Genomic DNA, 18,093 nt, shown 5'->3' with positions numbered 1-18,093 from the left:
CTGTTTCCCGATTTCTGCCATGACCGCGCACACAATTTGTTGTTATTTTACTGCCTCATCCCACAAGATACATAAAAACAGTCTCATATGCAAATTAACGTAATGTGACCGCCCCGCGATTAAAGCCCTGATATCTGTTTCAAATGGCCCAGAACCTCGTCCACGCCCTGATCATGGCGCACGGCGGCAAAGACAAAGGGCCGTCCGTCGCGCATTTTCGTGGCGTCGCGGTCCATCACGTCAAGCGATGCGCCAACATGCGGGGCAAGGTCGGTTTTGTTGATCACAAGGATGTCTGACCGGGTCAGCGCGGGGCCACCTTTGCGGGGGATTTCTTCGCCTGCGGCCACGTCGATCACGTAAAGTGTCACGTCCGCCAGTTCCGGGCTGAACGTGGCCGACAGGTTGTCGCCACCGGACTCGATCAGCACCACTTCGACATCGGGGTGGCGTTTGACCATCTCGGCCACTGCCGCGAGATTGATGGATGCGTCTTCGCGGATGGCGGTGTGCGGGCAACCGCCGGTTTCCACGCCAATAACCCGGTCTTGTGGCAGGATCTGCATGCGCATCAGCGCTTCGGCGTCTTCCTGCGTGTAGATATCATTTGTGATCACACCGATCGAGTGGGTTTTCGTCAGCCGTTTCGCCAGCGCGGCTGTGAGCGAGGTTTTCCCCGCCCCGACCGGGCCGCCGATGCCGACACGAAGGGGTCCGTTGCGGGTGGTCATGTTCGGAAAATCCTTGGGCTGAGCGTTTCGTGGCGCATCGCTGCAATATCGGCAGCAAAGCTTTGGCTGGTCAGATCGTCAAGCGTTTGTGTTTCGCTCTGATGCGCGATCTTGGAACAGAGCGGCGCAAGGGCGGCAACGATGCGCTGCGCCTCGGTCTGGCCCAGCGCCATGAGGCGCTGGCAGGCGGCAACCACGGCGCTGACCCACGCGTGCAGGTACATTTGCACGGACATTGTCAGGGGCAGGTCGAGATGTTTGATCCCGACGCCCAGCGCCACAGGATAGGTAAGGTCTGTGATGTCGATCCCCCAGTTCGTGCGCAATTGGTCGCAAAAGGCAGCGCCTTGCGCGTCGATCTCAAGCAGGCGTTCGCGGCTGGGACAAAACGCGCGGGCGGTTTCGTCTACGTCCTGTGGATCGGTGCCGCTTGCTGCCGCGCGGATCAAAAGCGCATCGCTTAGGCCATTGCCGTCGCGCAGCATGTCAGACAGCCAGTCCTCAACAGTCGCCGGTGTCAGCGCCTTGTCGGCAATCGCCTGTTCCAGCCCGCTGGAATAGGCAAAGGCCCCGATGGGAAACCCCGGCGACAGCCATTGCGCCAGCGTCAGGATCGGATCAGTGGGCGTGGGAATGGGTCCGTCCATGACCGTAGGCGCCTCCTTCCGGGGTAAAGGGTTCGACCCGTTCGGTGACCGTTGCACCCAGCTTGCCCAGCATGTCGCGGATCACGTGATCGGGTTGGATCAGCAGGCGGGCGTCTTCGACCTGACACGGCGTGTGGCGATTGCCGATATGCCACGCAAGGCGCACAAGGTTGTCGCCGCTGATTTCAAGCAACGGTTCAGGGGCTGCGGTGACTTCGATTTCGCGCCCATCCTCAAGGATAAGCGCACCCCCGTGATTGAGGGATGTGGTCTGTTCCAGATCGAGCAGGAATTCCATGCCCCCGTCGGTGGTCAGCACACGGCGGCGCAGGAACCGCGCCTCGTAGCTGAGCGAGATCGTGTCGGCAGGCGTGCCGTGGGTATGGGCGTGGTAGGTTGAGGCAGTGAGCATGGTTCACCTTCAGTTCAGCGATAGGACGCGGCAAAGCGGCGTTAAAACAAGAAATACCGTTGTGCCATCGGCAACACCTCTGCCGGTTCGCAGACCAGCAATTCACCATCGGCGCGCACCTCGTAGGTTTCGGGATTCACCTCGACCTTGGGGGTTGCGGTGTTCAGCTTGAGATCGGATTTACCGATCCCGCGCGTGTGCTGAACGGCCAGGGTTTTCTTGGCCAGTCCCAGTTTGTCGCCAATGCTGTCGGCCTGTGCGGCCTCGGACACGAACACCACCGCCGAGTGTTCGACACTGCGCCCATATGCCCCCCACATCGGCCGGGTGTAGACCGGCTGCGGTGTCGGGATCGACGCATTGGGATCGCCCATCTGGGCACAGACGATGGTGCCACCGAGCAGGACCATCTCGGGTTTGACGCCAAAAAACGCCGGGTGCCAAAGCACGAGATCAGCGCGTTTGCCTTCTTCAATGCTGCCGATATGGCGGCTGATGCCGTGGGCAATCGCCGGGTTGATCGTGTACTTGGCGATATAGCGGCGCACGCGCATGTTGTCGTTTTCGCCGGTTTCCTCGGGAAGACGCCCGCGCTGTTTGCGCATCTTGTCGGCGGTTTGCCAGGTGCGGATGATCACCTCGCCCACCCGGCCCATTGCCTGACTGTCGGATGCGATGATCGAAAATGCGCCCATGTCGTGCAGGATATCCTCGGCGGCGATCGTCTCGCGGCGGATGCGCGACTCGGCAAAGGCGATGTCTTCGGGGATGGATTTGTCGAGGTGGTGACAGACCATCAGCATGTCCAAATGCTCTTCCAGCGTGTTCACGGTAAAGGGGCGCGTCGGGTTGGTGGAACTTGGCAGGACATGTTCCTCGCCGCAGATCTTGATGATGTCCGGCGCGTGCCCGCCGCCTGCGCCTTCGGTGTGGAAGGCGTGGATGGTGCGGCCCTTCATGGCCCCCACGGTGTGTTCGACAAAACCGGATTCATTCAGAGTGTCCGTGTGGATCATCACCTGCACGTCCATCGCATCGGCCACGGTCAGGCAACAATCGATGGCGGCGGGGGTGGTGCCCCAATCCTCGTGCAGCTTCAGCGCGCAGGCCCCTGCTTTGACCTGCTCCTCGATTGCGGCAGGCAGCGACGCGTTGCCCTTTCCGGCAAAGGCCAGGTTCATCGGAAAGGCGTCAGCGGCTTGCAACATACGGCCAATATGCCAAGGGCCGGGCGTGCAGGTGGTGGCCAAAGTGCCATGTGCGGGACCGGTGCCGCCGCCCAGCATTGTGGTCAGGCCAGAATGCAGCGCGTCGTCGATCTGCTGTGGGCAGATAAAGTGGATATGGCTGTCAAAGCCACCGGCGGTCAGGATGCGCCCCTCACCCGCAATCGCCTCGGTCCCCGGTCCGACAATGATGTTCACACCCGGCTGGGTGTCGGGGTTGCCCGCCTTGCCGATCTTGTGAATGCGCCCGTCGCGCAGGCCCACATCGGCCTTGTAGATGCCGGTATAATCCACGATCAGCGCGTTGGTGATGACCGTGTCCACAGCCCCTTCGGCGCGGGTGGCCTGCGATTGACCCATGCCATCGCGGATCACCTTGCCGCCCCCGAACTTGACCTCTTCGCCGTAGACAAGCGCGTTCGCGCCGGTACCGCCGCTGGTTGCAGCGCCCACGGCTTCGGCGGTGAGATCGCGTTCAACCTCGATGATCAGGTCCGTGTCAGCCAGACGCAGCCTGTCGCCCACGGTAGGGCCAAACATGGCAGCATAATCGGCGCGTTTGATCGAAACTGGCATATCAGCCCCTTTTCAGTCCACGTTTCTTTAGGCGTTTGTGATTGGCGCGCGTCGCCTGACGGATCGGTTTGATGGCGAGCGCAGTCACCGCGTCCGGCGATTGGCCCGCGATGGCCGCCCGCGATGCATCGGTCGTGCCTTTGACGAAGGCAAAGATCTTTTCATTCAACATACGTTTGTTTTCTGTCTTGGGTACGGACCAGACACCCGCCGCCCCCATCATGCGCATGGCGATGACGCTTTGGGCTTCGGCCAGAACAAACCCAAGCTGGAGCGCATTGGTCCAGTAATCCAACGGCGTCGCGATGCGGGGCATCACAAATCTCCCATGATTTGCTGGTTGAACCCGACAATGCGCCGATCCCCGCCCACCGGGATCAGCTGCACTTCGCGGCGCTGGCCCGGTTCAAACCGCACTGCCGTTCCGGGCGCGATATCAAGACGATGCCCACCTGCGGCAGCCCTGTCAAAGTCCAACGCCGGGTTGGTTTCGGCAAAATGGTAATGGCTGCCCACCTGCACGGGACGGTCGCCCGTATTGGCGACCATAAGCGTGATCGCAGGCCGGTCCGGGTTGAGCGTCAGCGTCCCTTCGGCCGGAAACAGCTCTCCGGGGATCATTTGCGCCACCGGTTCCGCGTCACCGCAAGACCCGCCGCCACAGCGACAAGCGCAAGCGCGCTGACCAATGTAAGCCAGTGCGCGCCATCATGGGGGTGCACATGCGCGCCCGGATGGGCAAGTGCGGGGCCAGCAGTCAGGATCAGGGCGAGAGCTGCATATTTCATCTTTGGTCTCCGGTTGGTGTCGTATTTCGATGTTAGCGAATGGGATTGTGAACAGTGACAAGCTTTGTGCCGTCGGGAAAAGTCGCCTCGACCTGCACGTCGTGGATCATCTCGGGCACGCCTTCCATACATTGCTCGCGGGTGATGACCTGTGCACCGGCCTGCATCATATCGGCGACCGACCGCCCGTCGCGCGCGCCTTCGACCACCGCATCGGTGATCAGCGCCACGGCCTCAGGATGGTTCAGTTTCACACCGCGTTCGAGCCGCTTGCGCGCCACGATGGCGGCCATGGCAACCAGCAGTTTGTCTTTTTCACGAGGGGTCAGGTTCATAGGTCAAAGTCTCCAGGAGCGCGGCAGCGCGTCACCGCTCAGCCGATCAAGAACAGGGATCAGGGTCCGGCGTAGCTCGAACCCGTCCGGGGCCAGCGCGCGCAGAACAAGAACGCCGTCCCGCACAAGCGATACCCCCGCACTGGGGGGCAGCACCTTGCGGATGGGATCAAGATGCGCCTCAGCCTCGGGGGCGGCGAACACCACCAGCGCCATGGCACGCGCGCCATTGCCCAAGGCGGGTTTGTCCAGCGTGGCAGTGATGTTGCCATTCAGCGTGCTGGCGTCGCGGAAGACCATGTCGCCGTCCCGTTCAATCGTCAGGCTGTCGGCAAAGCGCGCCTGTGTCACGACCTCGCCCATGGCCAAGCGGCCAAAAAGCACCGGCTCTACGATCAGCACCCGCGCATCGGCGGCCATCTTGACCGACAGGGATCGACGCAGCGCGCCATTCTGGAACAGGATGGTTTCCTGCGGCAGCCAATCAACCCGAGCGCCGCGCTCTGCTGTCACAAGGTTGCGCACCCGTGCGATGGTGTCGTCGGCGGTGCGGTACACCCGTTCCGCCGCTTGCGTGGTCAGCCGCAACCGCGCGCCGATCTGGGCGGTGGCCGCAATGGACAGCGTGTCGCCCCCGGTTAGTCCGCCCGAAGTGTTGAGTATCACGCCCTCAACAGCATCGCGGGCGGGCGTCATCAGGATCTTGGCCGACCCAGTCTGGTGCAGATCAGCCAAGGCCGACACGCCGTTGTCCCGCGCCTTGGCGACGACAGTCAGCTTGCCATGTGCCCGCGGCGGCAAGGTGGTGAGAGGGGTCAGGTGAGTCATTGTGCCAAACGCTAACAACCCGCCGGGAGCGACTTCCAACGCATTTCGCAGAGCCGCGTCAAATCTGCTGCTTTGACAGGCAAAATCCCGGGCCTTCCGCCCTTGCAGCACAATAATTACGCAGCAAATCCAGAATGGCCAAATTTTAAAGCAATTTGAAAACCGCGATATCAGGCAGGTTTTTCACATTCGGGAAGCTGCCGCAGCAGCAGGTCGCGGGAGGGGCGCATGGCGTCGGGCAAGTCCTGCAATACCTCGTCCAGCACCTCGGCGCTTAACGCGGCCACCTCGCAGGAATAGTCTGCAAAGGTGCCATTGGGATTGTCGACTTGCCAATCATGAAAATCCTGCGCCTCGAACGCCACAGCCGCCCCGGTGCCGACAATGGGCACCGCAACCAAAGCCCGCTGCAACCGGGCCTTGGCCTTGGTGCGCGCCACTGCTTTGGCCAGTTCTTTGCGATGTTTGACTGCCGCCGCCGTTGCGCCAGCGGTCACGCTGGCCACCTGCGCCGACAGGGTCAGTGCCTGTATCCCCAGCGCCAGAGCGCTGACCGCCAAGACCGCGCACAGCCAGAGCAGCATCACCGTGGACCGCAACGCGCGAAGCAGCCGACGCACGCGGTTACCGAAGGCTTTGCAACAGGGATTGTGACGGCGTCCCTGTCGCGGGCAGACCCCGGCTGGCCTGATACGCGCGGATTGCCGCCTCGGTGTTGGACCCGATCACACCATCCGCCCCTTGCGTATCAAAGCCGCGCGCGGTGAGGCGTTGTTGCAGGGTCACCCGGTCCGCCTTGGTCAAGCCATTTGCATCGGGTGGAAAGCTGGCGCGCAAAGGCCCGGCACCACCGATCCGGTCAGCCAGATGCCCGACGCCAATCGCATAAGCATCCGAGTTGTTGTAGCGCTTGATCACGCGGAAATTGCTGGTGGTGCTAAACCTTGGCCCCCCGGGTTGCGGTTCAAGCGACCCTTGGGACGACTCGCCCCCCCATTCCAGACCCCGCGTCCAGCCATTGCGTTGCAGGTAGGCTGCGGCAGAGGCCAACGCATCGCTCGGGTCATCGGACCAGATATCGCGTCGCCCATCGCCGGTGAAATCCACCGCGAATTCAAGATAAGATGTCGGAATGAACTGGGTGTGCCCCATCGCCCCAGCCCAGCTTCCGGTCATGCGCGATGCCGGGATATCGCCATTCTGAAGGATGCGCAGCGCAGCAATCAACTGTTGTTCAAAGAACCGCCCGCGCCGTCCGTCAAACGCCAGCGTCGACGTGGCCGAAACAACAGGCACGTCGCCGCGCCGTTCGCCGTAAAAGCTCTCTAACCCCCAGATTGCTGTGATGATCTTGGCATCAACACCATAGCGATCCTCAAGCGCGTCCAGCGTTCCACGATGCCGGGCATAGGCTGCGCGGCCCTTTTGCACCCGTTCGTCAGAGGCCGCGATTGCCAGATAATCTTCGAGGCTACGGCTGAATTCGGTCTGGTTGCGATCCCGTGTGACCACTCCGGGCAGATACCCGGTGCCCCGAAAGGCCGCCGCCAGCGTGTTCTGGGAAATCCCTTGGGACGCCGCCCGCCCCCGAAACGCCGCGACCCATGCATCATACGCGCTGTTGGGCACGGGCCGCAGATCAGCGGGCAAGCCGGTGGGGGTGTTTGTGCTCACGCTGCCGGGGACGGCGCGCGAACAGGCTGCAAGGCCAAGGCTCATTAGCCCCAACCCAAAGAAACGTCGGTTTATCTGCATCGGTCCGCTCACCTCTGGATGCTTTTTTCGACAGTGTGCGGGCAAGTTGCGCGTTTCACAATGGTTCAGAAAAACTTCGACGGATATGCGCGGATTTGTGCAAACCGGTCAAAAGCGGTGCAGCTGCGCACCTCTACAAGCGGGAACGCTTTTCTTTTGGTCAAAAGCCCGCCAGTCTTGGTCTACCGACATCAGGAGGAACCGATGGACGCCAGTTTTTCGCGCCGCAAACTGTTGACCCCCGCAGAATTGCGCAGCCTGACGGAACGCTCTGACCTGCGCGGCGCGCTACAAATGGCCAGCCATGTCGGGGCCATCGTGATCGCCGCATATCTGCATGCGCAGGCAATGGGCACCGGATGGGTCTGGGTCACAGGTTTTGCTTTGGGTGTGCTTTTGAACTTTCTCTACGCGGCACAGCATGAACTCAGCCATGCCACCGTCTTCAAGACCCGCGCCCTGAACGAAGTGTTTGGCCGCATCATCGGGTTTGGTCAGATCTTTCCGCGTGATTACGACCAGATCATGCATTTCGCCCATCACCAGCACACGCAGGATTGGGAACGCGACGGCGAATTGGTGCGCGAGCCCTATACGCTGACAACTTACCTGCTTTGGCTGTCGGGTATCACCTATTGGCGCAACCGGGTATTTGGCGTGGTGCGACGCGCCCGTGGTGTGATCGTGGAGCCTTTTATCCGCCCTGAGGAAGAAGCAAAGGTGATCCGCGAGAGCCGCCTGCATCTTGCCGGGTATGCGCTGATCGCGCTGGTGTCACTGATCACCGGAAGCTGGGTCGCGCTGACCTTCTGGATCGTGCCGATGGTCCTGACCAAGCCAGTGCACCAATTGCAGAACACCATCGAACATCTGGGCCTGAGCCACGAAAGCGACATTCTTGAAAACACCCGCTCCACCCGGACCAACGCAGTCTTTCGCTGGCTGTGCTGGCAGATGCCCTACCACACCGCGCATCACACCTTTCCGGCCGTGCCGTTCTGGAAACTGCGAGACCTGAACGCCAAGATCGAGGACACGGCAGGCGAGGTGCACCGCATGGGCTGGATCGAGTTCCAGATCGAGGTGATCCGCAAACTGATGGCCAAGGACGAAAGCCAATACCCGATGAATGAGGTCTGGATCGTGCCCACCTCGGGCGGTCGCACCCGCCGGGTGCCTGCCGAGTGAGGCGGCTTCAGGTCTATACCTCGCTTTGGGCGATGCAGCCGCATGATCAGACCGGGGTGAAACTGCCCTATGATCAGATTTGCGAGATGGTGGCCGAAGCGGGCTTTGACGGTATGGCGATTGATCTGGGTGCGTCAGATGTGGCCGTGGCCCATGCAGTCCGCCCGCATATGGTGGCCAACGATCTGACACCGCTGATCGTGGCTTTCCCGAAAACGATAGAGAGCCTCGAAGACACGCTGCACATGGCGGCCGATTTCGGCGCACCTTTTGTGGACGTGATCGGTCAGGTGATGCCGATTGCCCTCGACGATATGGTTCCGGTGATTGAAACATGGATGGCGATGTCTGACCGGATTGGCGTGCCGATCCAGTTCGAGACTCACCGAAATTGCATCACCAATGATCTGTTTACCACGCTGCAACTTCTTGACCGGATTCCCGAGATGCGGATCTGTGCAGACCTGTCGCATTACGTGGTGGACCGCGAATTCTGGTATCCGATGTCAGACCCCGACCTTGGCCTGATCAGCCGGGTGTTGCAGCGCTCCGACAGCTTTCAGGGCCGGGTGGCGAGCCGCCAGCAAATCCAGCTGCAACTGGATTTCCCGCAGCACCAGAAATGGGTGAACCTGTTCAAAGGCTGGTGGCGCGAAGGCATGGCGGATTGGCGCAGCCGAAACGCGTCGGGCGACTGCATCTTCACCTGCGAACTTGGGCCACCGGAATACGCGATGACCGACGCACAGGGGCGCGAGATGTCGAACCGCTGGCATGAGGCGCAGGTGATTCAAGGTTGGGTCCGCGAGATCTGGGAAGAGCTTGGCGGCGACAACTGATCCGGTTTGACACGGGTGTGTTTCGTGCCACACTGCGTGCCAATCTTGTGCACAGGACCACCCCCGCCCATGACCACCCCCTGCATCATTTGCGTTGCCATCACCGGGTCTGTTCCGACCAAAGCCGACAACCCTGCCGTGCCGACAACCGTCGCGGAACAGATCGAAAGCACACACGCCGCGTTCGAGGCCGGGGCAAGCATCCTGCATGCTCATGTGCGCAACGATGACGAAACCCCGAGCTCTGACCCGGACCGTTTCGCGCGTCTGAAAGAGGGCGTTGAGAAACACTGCCCCGGCATGATCATTCAATTCTCCACCGGCGGCCGCTCGGGCGCGGGCAAGACACGCGGCGGCATGCTGCCCCTGCGGCCCGATATGGCGTCGCTGTCGGTGGGATCGAACAACTTTCCCACCCGCGTCTACGAAAATCCGCCGGATTTGGTCGCGTGGCTGGCGTCGGAAATGATCACCTACGCCGTCAAACCCGAGATCGAAGCCTTTGACCTGTCGCACATCTTTCGCGCTGCCGCGATGTTCAAGGCGGGTGAAATTGCGGCCACCCCTTATGTGCAGTTTGTCATGGGTGTGAAAAACGCCATGCCCGCCGACAAAGAGGTGTTCGATTTCTACATCCACACCGTCAAACGCCTGTTTGGTGCACAAACCCCGTGGTGCGCTGCCGGGATCGGGCCGAACCAGATCGTGCTGAACGATTGGGCCATTGCGGCCGGTGGTCATGCCCGTACAGGGCTAGAGGACAATATCCGTCTGGATCGCAGCACTTTGGCCCCATCCAACGCAGCATTGGTCAAACGGGCCGTAGAGCTGTGCGACCGCCACAACCGCCCTGTCGCCACATGGCAAGAGGCGCGCGCAGTTTTGGGACTGCGCGACATCGCAGCTTAATCTCCAGACGTCTCTGGTTCAAAAATATCCCTAGGGAGTTCGCCATAGGCGGACGGGGCAGCGCCCCCAGCTTCCGTTAACGGAAACAGGGGGGCGGTGGCGCATCATGTACCTGCCAAAAAGAAACCCCCGCATCCTGTGATGCGGGGGTTTCTGTTTTACATCTGATCGAAACGATCAATCGTCGCCGGACTTGAGCGCTGCGCCAAGGATATCGCCAAGCGATGCGCCAGAGTCGGAAGACCCGTACTGCTGAACCGCTTCTTTCTCTTCCGCGATTTCCAGTGCCTTGATCGACAGACCCAGACGACGGGTCTTGCTGTCCACGTTGGTCACGCGGACATCGACCTTGTCACCGACATTGAAACGCTCTGGGCGCTGGTCGCCACGGTCACGCGACAGATCGGAGCGGCGGATGAAGGACTTCATGCCTTCGAATTCCACTTCGATTCCACCTTCTTCGATGGCTGTCACTTGAACCGTGATCACGGAACCACGCTTGGTGCCGCCGACGGCTTCAGCGAACTTGTCGCCACCCAGTGCCTTGACGGACAGCGAGATACGCTCTTTCTCGACATCCACTTCGGTGACAACGGCCTGAACCATGTCGCCTTTGCGGTAGTTCTGGATCGCATCCTCGCCACGTTCGTCCCATGACAGGTCGGACAGGTGAACCATGCCGTCGATGTCGCCATCGAGGCCAACAAACAGACCGAATTCGGTGATGTTCTTGACTTCGCCTTCGACCTCGGTGCCCTCGGGATGTGTTTCTGCAAACACTTCCCACGGGTTACGCATGGTCTGCTTGAGACCCAGGGAAACGCGGCGCTTGGCGCCGTCGATTTCCAGAACCATGACTTCGACTTCCTGCGAGGTCGACACGATCTTGCCCGGGTGCACGTTCTTCTTGGTCCAGGACATTTCAGACACGTGAACAAGACCTTCAACGCCCGGCTCCAGCTCAACAAATGCGCCGTAATCGGTGATGTTGGTCACGCGACCCATATGCACGGATTCAAGCGGATACTTGGCAGCAACCAGATCCCACGGATCTTCCTGAAGCTGCTTCATACCAAGGCTGATGCGGTGGGTTTCTTTGTTGATCTTGATGACCTGAACCTTGACCGTCTCGCCGATGGCAAGAATTTCCGACGGGTGGTTCACACGGCGCCATGCCATATCGGTCACGTGCAGAAGGCCGTCTACGCCGCCAAGGTCCACAAACGCACCGTATTCGGTGATGTTCTTGACCACACCATCGACTGCCTGACCTTCGGTGAGGTTGCCAATGACTTCGGCGCGCTGTTCGGCGCGGGATTCTTCGAGGATCGCACGGCGCGACACAACGATGTTGCCCCGGCGACGGTCCATCTTGAGAATCTGGAACGGCTGCTTGAGACCCATGAGCGGGCCTGCGTCGCGCACGGGGCGCACATCGACCTGCGAACCCGGAAGGAACGCAACCGCGCCGCCAAGGTCAACAGTGAAGCCGCCTTTGACACGACCGAAGATCGCACCCTCAACGCGGGCGTCGTCTGCATAAGCTTTTTCAAGACGATCCCATGCTTCTTCACGGCGTGCCATCTCGCGCGAGATAACCGCTTCGCCGCGTGCGTTCTCTGCGGAGCGCAGGAACACCTCGACTTCGTCGCCGACAGAAATGTCGGGCGCTTCGCCGGGGTTTGCAAATTCTTTAAGATCAACGCGGCCTTCCATCTTGTAGCCGACGTCGATGATGGCTTGGCCCGCTTCAATTGCGATGACCTTGCCCTTTACAACGGACCCTTCGTCCGGTGTGTCCATTTCGAGGCTTTCGTTCAAAAGCGCTTCGAATTCTTCCATAGATGCGTTCATAGCCATGTGGCGTCTGTTTCCTTTACGTATCATTTTACTGGCCGTGCGGTTGTCTCCGCCGGTCTGGGGTTGATGCCCGCACTTGTGGCGAACGGAATTGGTCAAGGCGTCCACAAAACAAACAGGGCCGGTGGTTGCCGACCCCTGCTCGATCACTTGTCTTGCGGCATTGATGCCTTCTAACGACGCGCGGGCCATAGCAGAGCGTGCGCATCAGCGCAAGACCGGGACGCATCCGGACTTGGTTTTGGCACAGATCAGCACAGGATCTGCTGGTTTTGATCGATTAAAGCGCGCGGCGTGCTGCCACAACCGCAATTGCCGCCGCAACCGCCGCGTCGATGTCCAGCGACGAGGTGTCGATCGTCACCGCATCGTCAGCAGGGCGCAAAGGCGCATCAGCGCGGTTTGTGTCGCGGTCATCGCGGGCTTTGACATCGGCCAGCACCGTGTCGAACTCCGTCTCAAAGCCACGGTCCCTCAGCTCGGCCAGACGCCGCTGCGCGCGGACTTCGGGGCTGGCGGTGACAAACAGCTTTGCCTCGGCCTGCGGGCAGATCACCGTGCCAATGTCGCGCCCGTCAAGAACCGCGCCCCCTGCGCGCCGGGCAAAGGCGCGCTGAAAATCGAGCAAGGCCGCCCGCACATCTGGGATCACCGCCACTTTGGACGCCGCCTGCGCCACATCGGCACTTCGCAAATCCGGGGACTCAAGGTCTTGGGCCACCAGCGTTTGCGCGGCTTTTGTCGGGTCTTCACCCAGCAACATCCGCACACCAACCGCCCGGTAGAGCAAACCTGTATCCAGATGCGCCAAACCGAAATGTGCGGCGACCGCCTTGCTGATCGTGCCTTTGCCGGCCGCGGCAGGGCCGTCGATGGCGACTGTAAAGGGCGCGGTCATACGGGCTTCCGAAAGGTCATGTAATGCGGCATCCGGCCTTCTCGCAGCGCCTTCATTTCGTAGCGGGTGGAGTACCAATCCTCCCACGGATGGCGCCAATCGCCCGGCCCTTCGGCCAGCCATTCAAACCCGGCTTTCGGAACTTCGATCAGGGTTTGGCGCACATAATCGGGAATATCCGTTGCCACGCGAAACTCCGCACCCGGTGCCAACACGTCATAGAGGGGCTGCAAATGCTCTTGGGTCACAAAGCGCCGCCGGTGGTGGCGTTTCTTGGGCCACGGGTCGGGATAAAGCAGGAACGCCTTTTCAACCGACCCATCAGGCAGCACATCGAACATGTTGCGGGCATCGCCGGGAAACACGCGCAGGTTGGTCACACCCGCTTCGCGGATTTTGCCCAAGAGCATCGCCACACCGTTGATAAACGGCTCGCAACCGATGATCCCGACATCCGGGTACGTGCGTGCCTGATGGACAAGGTGTTCCCCCCCGCCAAACCCGATTTCGAGCCAGAGCGGTTTGCCGTCAAACACCGCGTTGGGGTCAAGCGGCGTGCGGTCAGGGTTGTCTTCCCAGGACACAGGTCCGGGGCTCAGCGCGTCAAGGTCGCTTTCCAGATAGTCCTTTTGGTTCGGTCGCAGGGTCTTGCCCTTGAACCGGCCATAGAAATTGCGCCACGGCGCGCCCGATGGGTGTTTGGTGTCTGTCATGGGGCGCGGTTTAGCGAGTGCGCCGGTCTCTCGCAACGCAGGTCTGTCGTTTTTGCCGAGATCACGGATCAATCAGGATCGACCCCAGCACCTCAAGCCGGTCACCGGCATAGCGCACGACCAGCACTTCGCCAGATCGTGTGGTCTGTCCGGTCAGCGCACGAATGTTGACCTGATGCGTGATGATGAAAGGCCGGTCCGCGCGGTTCGCCAACAGTGTCAGCGCCTCTTGCGTCTGGCTGTCGCGGGTCGAGACATCCTGAAAGAACGAATTGAACGCGGGCACGTCTTGCACCGGGGCAAGCGCCAAAAGACTGGCCGTGTCGCGGCACCGGCACCATTGGCTTGTCAGAACCACGTCAAAGCTGTGACCCCGATCCCGAAAAGCCGCACCGATGCGGGTGGCCTGATCGCGGCCCCGCTGATCGAGATTGCGCTGCGTGCTGCAATCGCCAATGGTCAGGGTTGCCGGATCGCCTGTTCCCGGCGCCAATGCGTGGCGCATGATGGCGAACGCTCCGGGCGTGTCCAGCGCGTCCCAGTCATTGGCCAGCGCGGCGCCCGGCCAAAGCAGAATGAGGAAAATCAACCTTTTGAACATCTGTCCGCCTTTTCCCATGTGTTATCAAGGGACATAGGCCTGTGTCGCAAAAGGGAAGGCAGGCCGGGCGCAATCGCCCGACCAGGTTGGTTTCAGACAGACGCCCGCAGAGCGTCCACCAGATCGGTGCGTTCCCAGCTGAACCCGCCATCCGCTTCGGGCGCACGACCGAAATGGCCGTAGGCCGCAGTGCGTTCGTAGATCGGCTTGTTCAGTTCCAGATGGGTGCGAATGCCGCGCGGAGTGAGATCCATCACCTTGGGGATCGCCGCCTCAATCGCGGCAGCCTCAACTTCGCCCGTACCATGGGTGTCGGCATAGATCGACAGCGGCTTGGACACGCCAATCGCATAGCTGAGCTGGATTGTGCAGCGGTCTGCCATGCCCGCCGCAACGACGTTCTTGGCAAGATAACGCGCCGCATAAGCCGCAGAGCGATCCACTTTGGTCGGGTCTTTGCCCGAGAAGGCACCGCCGCCATGCGGGGCAGCACCCCCATAGGTGTCAACGATGATCTTGCGCCCGGTCAGACCCGCATCGCCGTCCGGCCCACCGATGACAAACGTGCCAGTGGGGTTGACCCACCATTCCGTCGCATCGGTAATCCAGCCCTCGGGCAGCACTTCGAGGATATACGGCTCAACAATCGCGCGGATGTCGGCAGAGCTTTGGCTTGCATCGGCGTGCTGGGTCGACAGCACGATGGAACTGACGCCCATCGGTTTGCCGTTCTCATACCGCACCGAGATTTGCGATTTCGCATCCGGGCGCAGCAAGGGCTCCTGACCAGATTTGCGCACCTCTGCCAAGCGACGCAGGATCGCATGGCTGTACTGAATCGGCGCGGGCATGAGCGCGTCAGTCTCGTTGGTGGCATAGCCGAACATGATGCCCTGATCGCCTGCCCCTTCGTCCTTATCGCTGCTGGCGTTCACGCCCTGAGCGATATGGGCCGATTGCTGGTGCAACAGGTTGGTGATCTCGCAGGTGGCGTGGTGAAACTCGTCCTGCTCGTAGCCGATATCCTTGATACAGGCGCGAGCGATGTCGGGGATGCGCTCCATGTAGGTTTCAAGGCGGGTCTGATCCGACAGTCCCACCTCTCCACCGATCACCACACGATTGGTTGTGGCAAAGGTTTCGCAGGCGACGCGCGCTTCGGGTTCTTCTGAAAGAAAGGCGTCAAGGATCGCGTCCGAGATACGGTCACAGACCTTATCCGGATGGCCCTCGGACACGGATTCCGAGGTGAAGATATAATTCTGTCGGGACATGAGTGCTCCATTGGAATCTGCCGTCACGTCAGGAAGCCGTTGTAACGGGAATGAGGTTTCCGGTTACGCGCGTGACGCAGTCGGGTCAATGCGATTGCGTCGCTCTGCGCCGATCAGAGTCAGAAAAGCCACAAATACCGCGAGCAAAGCCAGCCAATCGCCCGTGCGGCTATACAGGGTGGGTCTCTGCGGCGCGGGCACCGGCACATCAAGAAACCCGGCACGGCCCAACGGCAGGGCATCGACGATACGACCAGCCGGATCAATCACAGCCGAAATCCCGGTATTGGCCACCCGGATCAGCGGCAGACCTTGTTCGATGGCGCGCAGACGGGCTTGTGCGAAATGCTGTTGCGGCCCGGCGTTGGTGCCAAACCACGCATCATTGGTGATCTGAAGCAACACGTCCGGGCGCATGGGTGCGCCGTTCACGTCCTGGGGAAACACCGCCTCATAGCAGATCAGCGGCAAGGCCTGACCGAACACACCCAGATCAATCAGCGCAGGCCCCGGCCCCGGCGAATACCCGGCATCGGCTCGCGCGGCGAGGCCAAGGATGTTGAACCGCGCAAACAGCGAGGCTGCTGGCATGTATTCGCCAAACGGCACAAGGTGGTGCTTGTCATACAGATCAGACAGTTGGCCCGTTTGGTCCAACGTGACGAGCGAATTGTAATACCGCCCCTGTTCTTCGCGCTGAATGCCCAACACCACCGGGGTACCTGCGGCGGCATCTGCGATCACCTCGAACGCGGGGCCTGCCATGTCGAGCAGGTTGGGAACGGCGGTTTCCGGCCAGACAATCAGATCGGGTTTGGGCAGTTGCGCGGTAAAATCCACCTGACGGTTGAAAAAGATCGGGATGAAATCGCGGTCCCATTTTTGATGCTGCGGCGCGTTGGGCTGGATCAGGCGCACAATGGGTCGGTCGGTCAGATCTTGCGCTTTGGGCGTCAGGCCCAGACCGACGCCCCATATCAGCGCCAGTGCGATCCCACCCCCAGCAAGCTTGGGCACGGACCGCTGTGCCAACCCATTGCCCAGCAGAGCAGCGAGCCCTGTGGTGGCAAGGGTCAGGCCATGTGGCCCAATCACCGCATGCCAGTACACCACTGGTGTCGGTGCCCAGACGTAGCCGACAAGACCCCACGGGAAGCCTGTGAAAATATAGGCGCGGGCCAGCTCAATCGCGGCCCAGCTAACGGCAATCGCATAGGCGTGGGGGCTGATACGTCGCCCAATCCAGAACGCCATCGCCCACAAAAGAGACAGCCCCCCGGCGAGACCCGCCAAGGCAAACGGTGCCATCCAGCCCGTTGCGACGGCATCCACCTGAAACGGTTCGAGGATCCAGTGCATGGACAGGGCGAAATAGCCCACTCCAAACAACCAGCCTGTCCACCCTGCGGATTTCGCTGTCCCATCCCACCGGGTCAGGACGAACAAAGCGACCAAGGCGGGAACGGCGATCCACCACAGATCAAAAGCGGCCTGCCCCAGCGCGAAACCCGCGCCAAGGCACAAGGCCCCAAACCGGCGGATCAGCCACATGCGATCAGACAGAGGTCGCGGTGGCGGGTTCAGCAGCCTCGCGCGGTCTTGGGGGGTCCGTTTTGGTAGTCGCACTTAGACGGACGCGCATCCGCTTGATCCGGCGTGGATCGGCATCAATCACTTCGAATTCCGGGCCTTCGGGATGTGGAACCACTTCGCCCCGTGCAGGGACATGACCAGCCAGCATGAACACCAACCCGCCCAGCGTGTCGATCTCTTCGCCATCAATATCGTCGTGATCAGTGAGGTTCAGCCCGATCTCAGCTTCGAATTCTTCCAGCGGTGTGCGGGCAAACGCCATGTAAACCCCCGGCTTTTCGCGCGAGAAATTGTGACCTTCTTCGAGGTCGTGTTCATCTTCGATCTCACCGATAACCTGTTCAATCAAGTCCTCGATGGTCACCAGACCGTCAACGCCACCATATTCGTCAATGACAAGCGCCATGTGCCGGCGTTCCGTCTGCATCTTGGCCAATAGCACACCGATGGGCATGGAGGGCGGCACGAACAACAAAGGCCGCAGCATCTGTTTCAGATCAAAATCGCTGCTTTTGCCATTGAACCCATGCTTGAGCGCCAAGTCCTTGAGGTGTGCCATTCCGACAGGCGTATCCAGCGTGCCGGAATAAACCGGCAACCGGGTCAGGCCGCTTTCGCGGAACACGGTGACCAATTCTGCCTTGGTGATGCTGTCAGGGACCGACACGATGTCCGCACGCGGCACCGCCACGTCTTCGACCCGCATGCGACGCAGGTTCATCATGCCATGGATGGGGGCGATTGAGCGGGACATATCCGGCGCAGGCGCATGCCGCGCGGCGTTTTTCGTCCCGCCAAACAAGTTACGCAAACGTGTCAAAAATCCACGGTTTGGTTCATTTTCAGTCATCTCACGCGCGCTATGCGCCGCGTTAGACGAGTCGTCGTTATCGCCCATTTTTTCCAGTTCCGGTGGAGGC

The 18,093-nt window shown here is 60.8% G+C and carries 21 protein-coding genes and 1 riboswitch; of the genes, 3 read left to right on the top strand and 18 right to left on the bottom strand.

The window, feature by feature from the left end:
- Positions 1-119 precede the first annotated feature (119 nt).
- From ureG to ACSHXH_RS10795, 11 genes are all read right to left on the bottom strand, one after another.
- On the bottom strand, positions 120-731 hold the full coding sequence (gene ureG / locus ACSHXH_RS10845) for an urease accessory protein UreG (RefSeq protein WP_435671809.1): 612 nt from the start codon (positions 729-731) through the stop codon (positions 120-122).
- Positions 728-1,378: an urease accessory protein UreF gene (locus ACSHXH_RS10840; RefSeq protein ID WP_435671808.1), complete on the bottom strand. Its 651-nt coding sequence runs from the start codon at positions 1,376-1,378 to the stop codon at positions 728-730. The genes ureG and ACSHXH_RS10840 overlap by 4 nt, the downstream gene beginning before the upstream one ends.
- Complete coding sequence (locus ACSHXH_RS10835) at positions 1,350-1,790, bottom strand: urease accessory protein UreE (RefSeq protein WP_435671807.1); 441 nt, start codon at positions 1,788-1,790, stop codon at positions 1,350-1,352. Before ACSHXH_RS10835 ends, ACSHXH_RS10840 begins: the two co-directional genes overlap by 29 nt.
- A 41-nt stretch (positions 1,791-1,831) precedes the next feature.
- Entirely contained in the window at positions 1,832-3,592 is a 1,761-nt protein-coding gene (ureC, locus tag ACSHXH_RS10830) for an urease subunit alpha (RefSeq protein ID WP_435671806.1), read from the bottom strand.
- Between the two features lies 1 nt (position 3,593).
- Positions 3,594-3,908: an antifreeze protein gene (locus tag ACSHXH_RS10825; protein WP_435671805.1), complete on the bottom strand. Its 315-nt coding sequence runs from the start codon at positions 3,906-3,908 to the stop codon at positions 3,594-3,596.
- The gene (locus ACSHXH_RS10820; RefSeq protein ID WP_435671804.1) at positions 3,908-4,213 is read right to left on the bottom strand and encodes an urease subunit beta; all 306 of its coding nucleotides are present in this window, start codon (positions 4,211-4,213) and stop codon (positions 3,908-3,910) included. The genes ACSHXH_RS10825 and ACSHXH_RS10820 overlap by 1 nt, the downstream gene beginning before the upstream one ends.
- Complete coding sequence (locus tag ACSHXH_RS10815) at positions 4,210-4,380, bottom strand: hypothetical protein (protein ID WP_435671803.1); 171 nt, start codon at positions 4,378-4,380, stop codon at positions 4,210-4,212. Before ACSHXH_RS10815 ends, ACSHXH_RS10820 begins: the two co-directional genes overlap by 4 nt.
- Before the next feature lie 32 nt (positions 4,381-4,412).
- Entirely contained in the window at positions 4,413-4,715 is a 303-nt protein-coding gene (locus ACSHXH_RS10810) for an urease subunit gamma (RefSeq protein WP_435671802.1), read from the bottom strand.
- 3 nt (positions 4,716-4,718) lie between these two features.
- Positions 4,719-5,543: an urease accessory protein UreD gene (locus tag ACSHXH_RS10805; protein WP_435671801.1), complete on the bottom strand. Its 825-nt coding sequence runs from the start codon at positions 5,541-5,543 to the stop codon at positions 4,719-4,721.
- A 170-nt stretch (positions 5,544-5,713) separates the two neighbouring features.
- Complete coding sequence (locus tag ACSHXH_RS10800; RefSeq protein ID WP_435671800.1) at positions 5,714-6,163, bottom strand: hypothetical protein; 450 nt, start codon at positions 6,161-6,163, stop codon at positions 5,714-5,716.
- Positions 6,164-6,167: 4 nt separating this feature from the next.
- Positions 6,168-7,298, bottom strand: a complete 1,131-nt coding sequence (locus tag ACSHXH_RS10795; RefSeq protein ID WP_435671799.1) for a lytic murein transglycosylase — start codon at positions 7,296-7,298, stop codon at positions 6,168-6,170.
- A gap of 60 nt (positions 7,299-7,358) precedes the next feature.
- On the opposite strand from ACSHXH_RS10795, the gene ACSHXH_RS10790 reads away from it, so the two are divergent.
- The 3 genes from ACSHXH_RS10790 to ACSHXH_RS10780 all read left to right on the top strand — a co-directional run bounded on the left by ACSHXH_RS10790 (position 7,359) and on the right by ACSHXH_RS10780 (position 10,234).
- Complete coding sequence (locus ACSHXH_RS10790) at positions 7,359-8,486, top strand: fatty acid desaturase (protein WP_435671798.1); 1,128 nt, start codon at positions 7,359-7,361, stop codon at positions 8,484-8,486.
- Complete coding sequence (locus ACSHXH_RS10785) at positions 8,483-9,325, top strand: sugar phosphate isomerase/epimerase family protein (RefSeq protein ID WP_435671797.1); 843 nt, start codon at positions 8,483-8,485, stop codon at positions 9,323-9,325. Before ACSHXH_RS10790 ends, ACSHXH_RS10785 begins: the two co-directional genes overlap by 4 nt.
- A 69-nt stretch (positions 9,326-9,394) precedes the next feature.
- The gene (locus ACSHXH_RS10780; RefSeq protein WP_435671796.1) at positions 9,395-10,234 is read left to right on the top strand and encodes a 3-keto-5-aminohexanoate cleavage protein; all 840 of its coding nucleotides are present in this window, start codon (positions 9,395-9,397) and stop codon (positions 10,232-10,234) included.
- Between the two features lie 177 nt (positions 10,235-10,411).
- Here ACSHXH_RS10780 and rpsA read toward each other — a convergent pair whose 3' ends face one another.
- From rpsA to ACSHXH_RS10745, 7 genes are all read right to left on the bottom strand, one after another.
- Entirely contained in the window at positions 10,412-12,121 is a 1,710-nt protein-coding gene (gene rpsA / locus ACSHXH_RS10775) for a 30S ribosomal protein S1 (RefSeq protein WP_435671795.1), read from the bottom strand.
- Positions 12,122-12,374: 253 nt separating this feature from the next.
- Positions 12,375-12,992 carry a (d)CMP kinase gene (locus ACSHXH_RS10770; RefSeq protein WP_435671794.1) on the bottom strand — a complete coding sequence of 206 codons (618 nt, stop codon included), beginning with the start codon at positions 12,990-12,992 and terminating at the stop codon, positions 12,375-12,377.
- Positions 12,989-13,705 (bottom strand): tRNA (guanine(46)-N(7))-methyltransferase TrmB, encoded by a 717-nt coding sequence (trmB, locus tag ACSHXH_RS10765; RefSeq protein WP_435671793.1) that lies wholly within the window; start codon positions 13,703-13,705, stop codon positions 12,989-12,991. The genes ACSHXH_RS10770 and trmB overlap by 4 nt, the downstream gene beginning before the upstream one ends.
- Before the next feature lie 61 nt (positions 13,706-13,766).
- Complete coding sequence (locus tag ACSHXH_RS10760) at positions 13,767-14,306, bottom strand: histidine phosphatase family protein (RefSeq protein WP_435671792.1); 540 nt, start codon at positions 14,304-14,306, stop codon at positions 13,767-13,769.
- A gap of 92 nt (positions 14,307-14,398) precedes the next feature.
- Positions 14,399-15,580, bottom strand: a complete 1,182-nt coding sequence (metK, locus tag ACSHXH_RS10755) for a methionine adenosyltransferase (protein ID WP_435671791.1) — start codon at positions 15,578-15,580, stop codon at positions 14,399-14,401.
- Between the two features lie 3 nt (positions 15,581-15,583).
- Positions 15,584-15,631: riboswitch (SAM-SAH riboswitch) on the bottom strand.
- Between the two features lie 12 nt (positions 15,632-15,643).
- On the bottom strand, positions 15,644-17,131 hold the full coding sequence (gene lnt, locus ACSHXH_RS10750; protein WP_435671790.1) for an apolipoprotein N-acyltransferase: 1,488 nt from the start codon (positions 17,129-17,131) through the stop codon (positions 15,644-15,646).
- 4 nt (positions 17,132-17,135) lie between these two features.
- Positions 17,136-18,071, bottom strand: coding sequence for a hemolysin family protein (locus ACSHXH_RS10745; protein WP_435671789.1), 936 nt, complete (start codon positions 18,069-18,071; stop codon positions 17,136-17,138).
- Positions 18,072-18,093 lie beyond the last annotated feature (22 nt).

This window comes from Marivita sp., from assembly GCF_051251565.1.
GTDB lineage: Bacteria > Pseudomonadota > Alphaproteobacteria > Rhodobacterales > Rhodobacteraceae > Marivita.
This window is presented reverse-complemented; position numbering and strand designations above follow the sequence as displayed.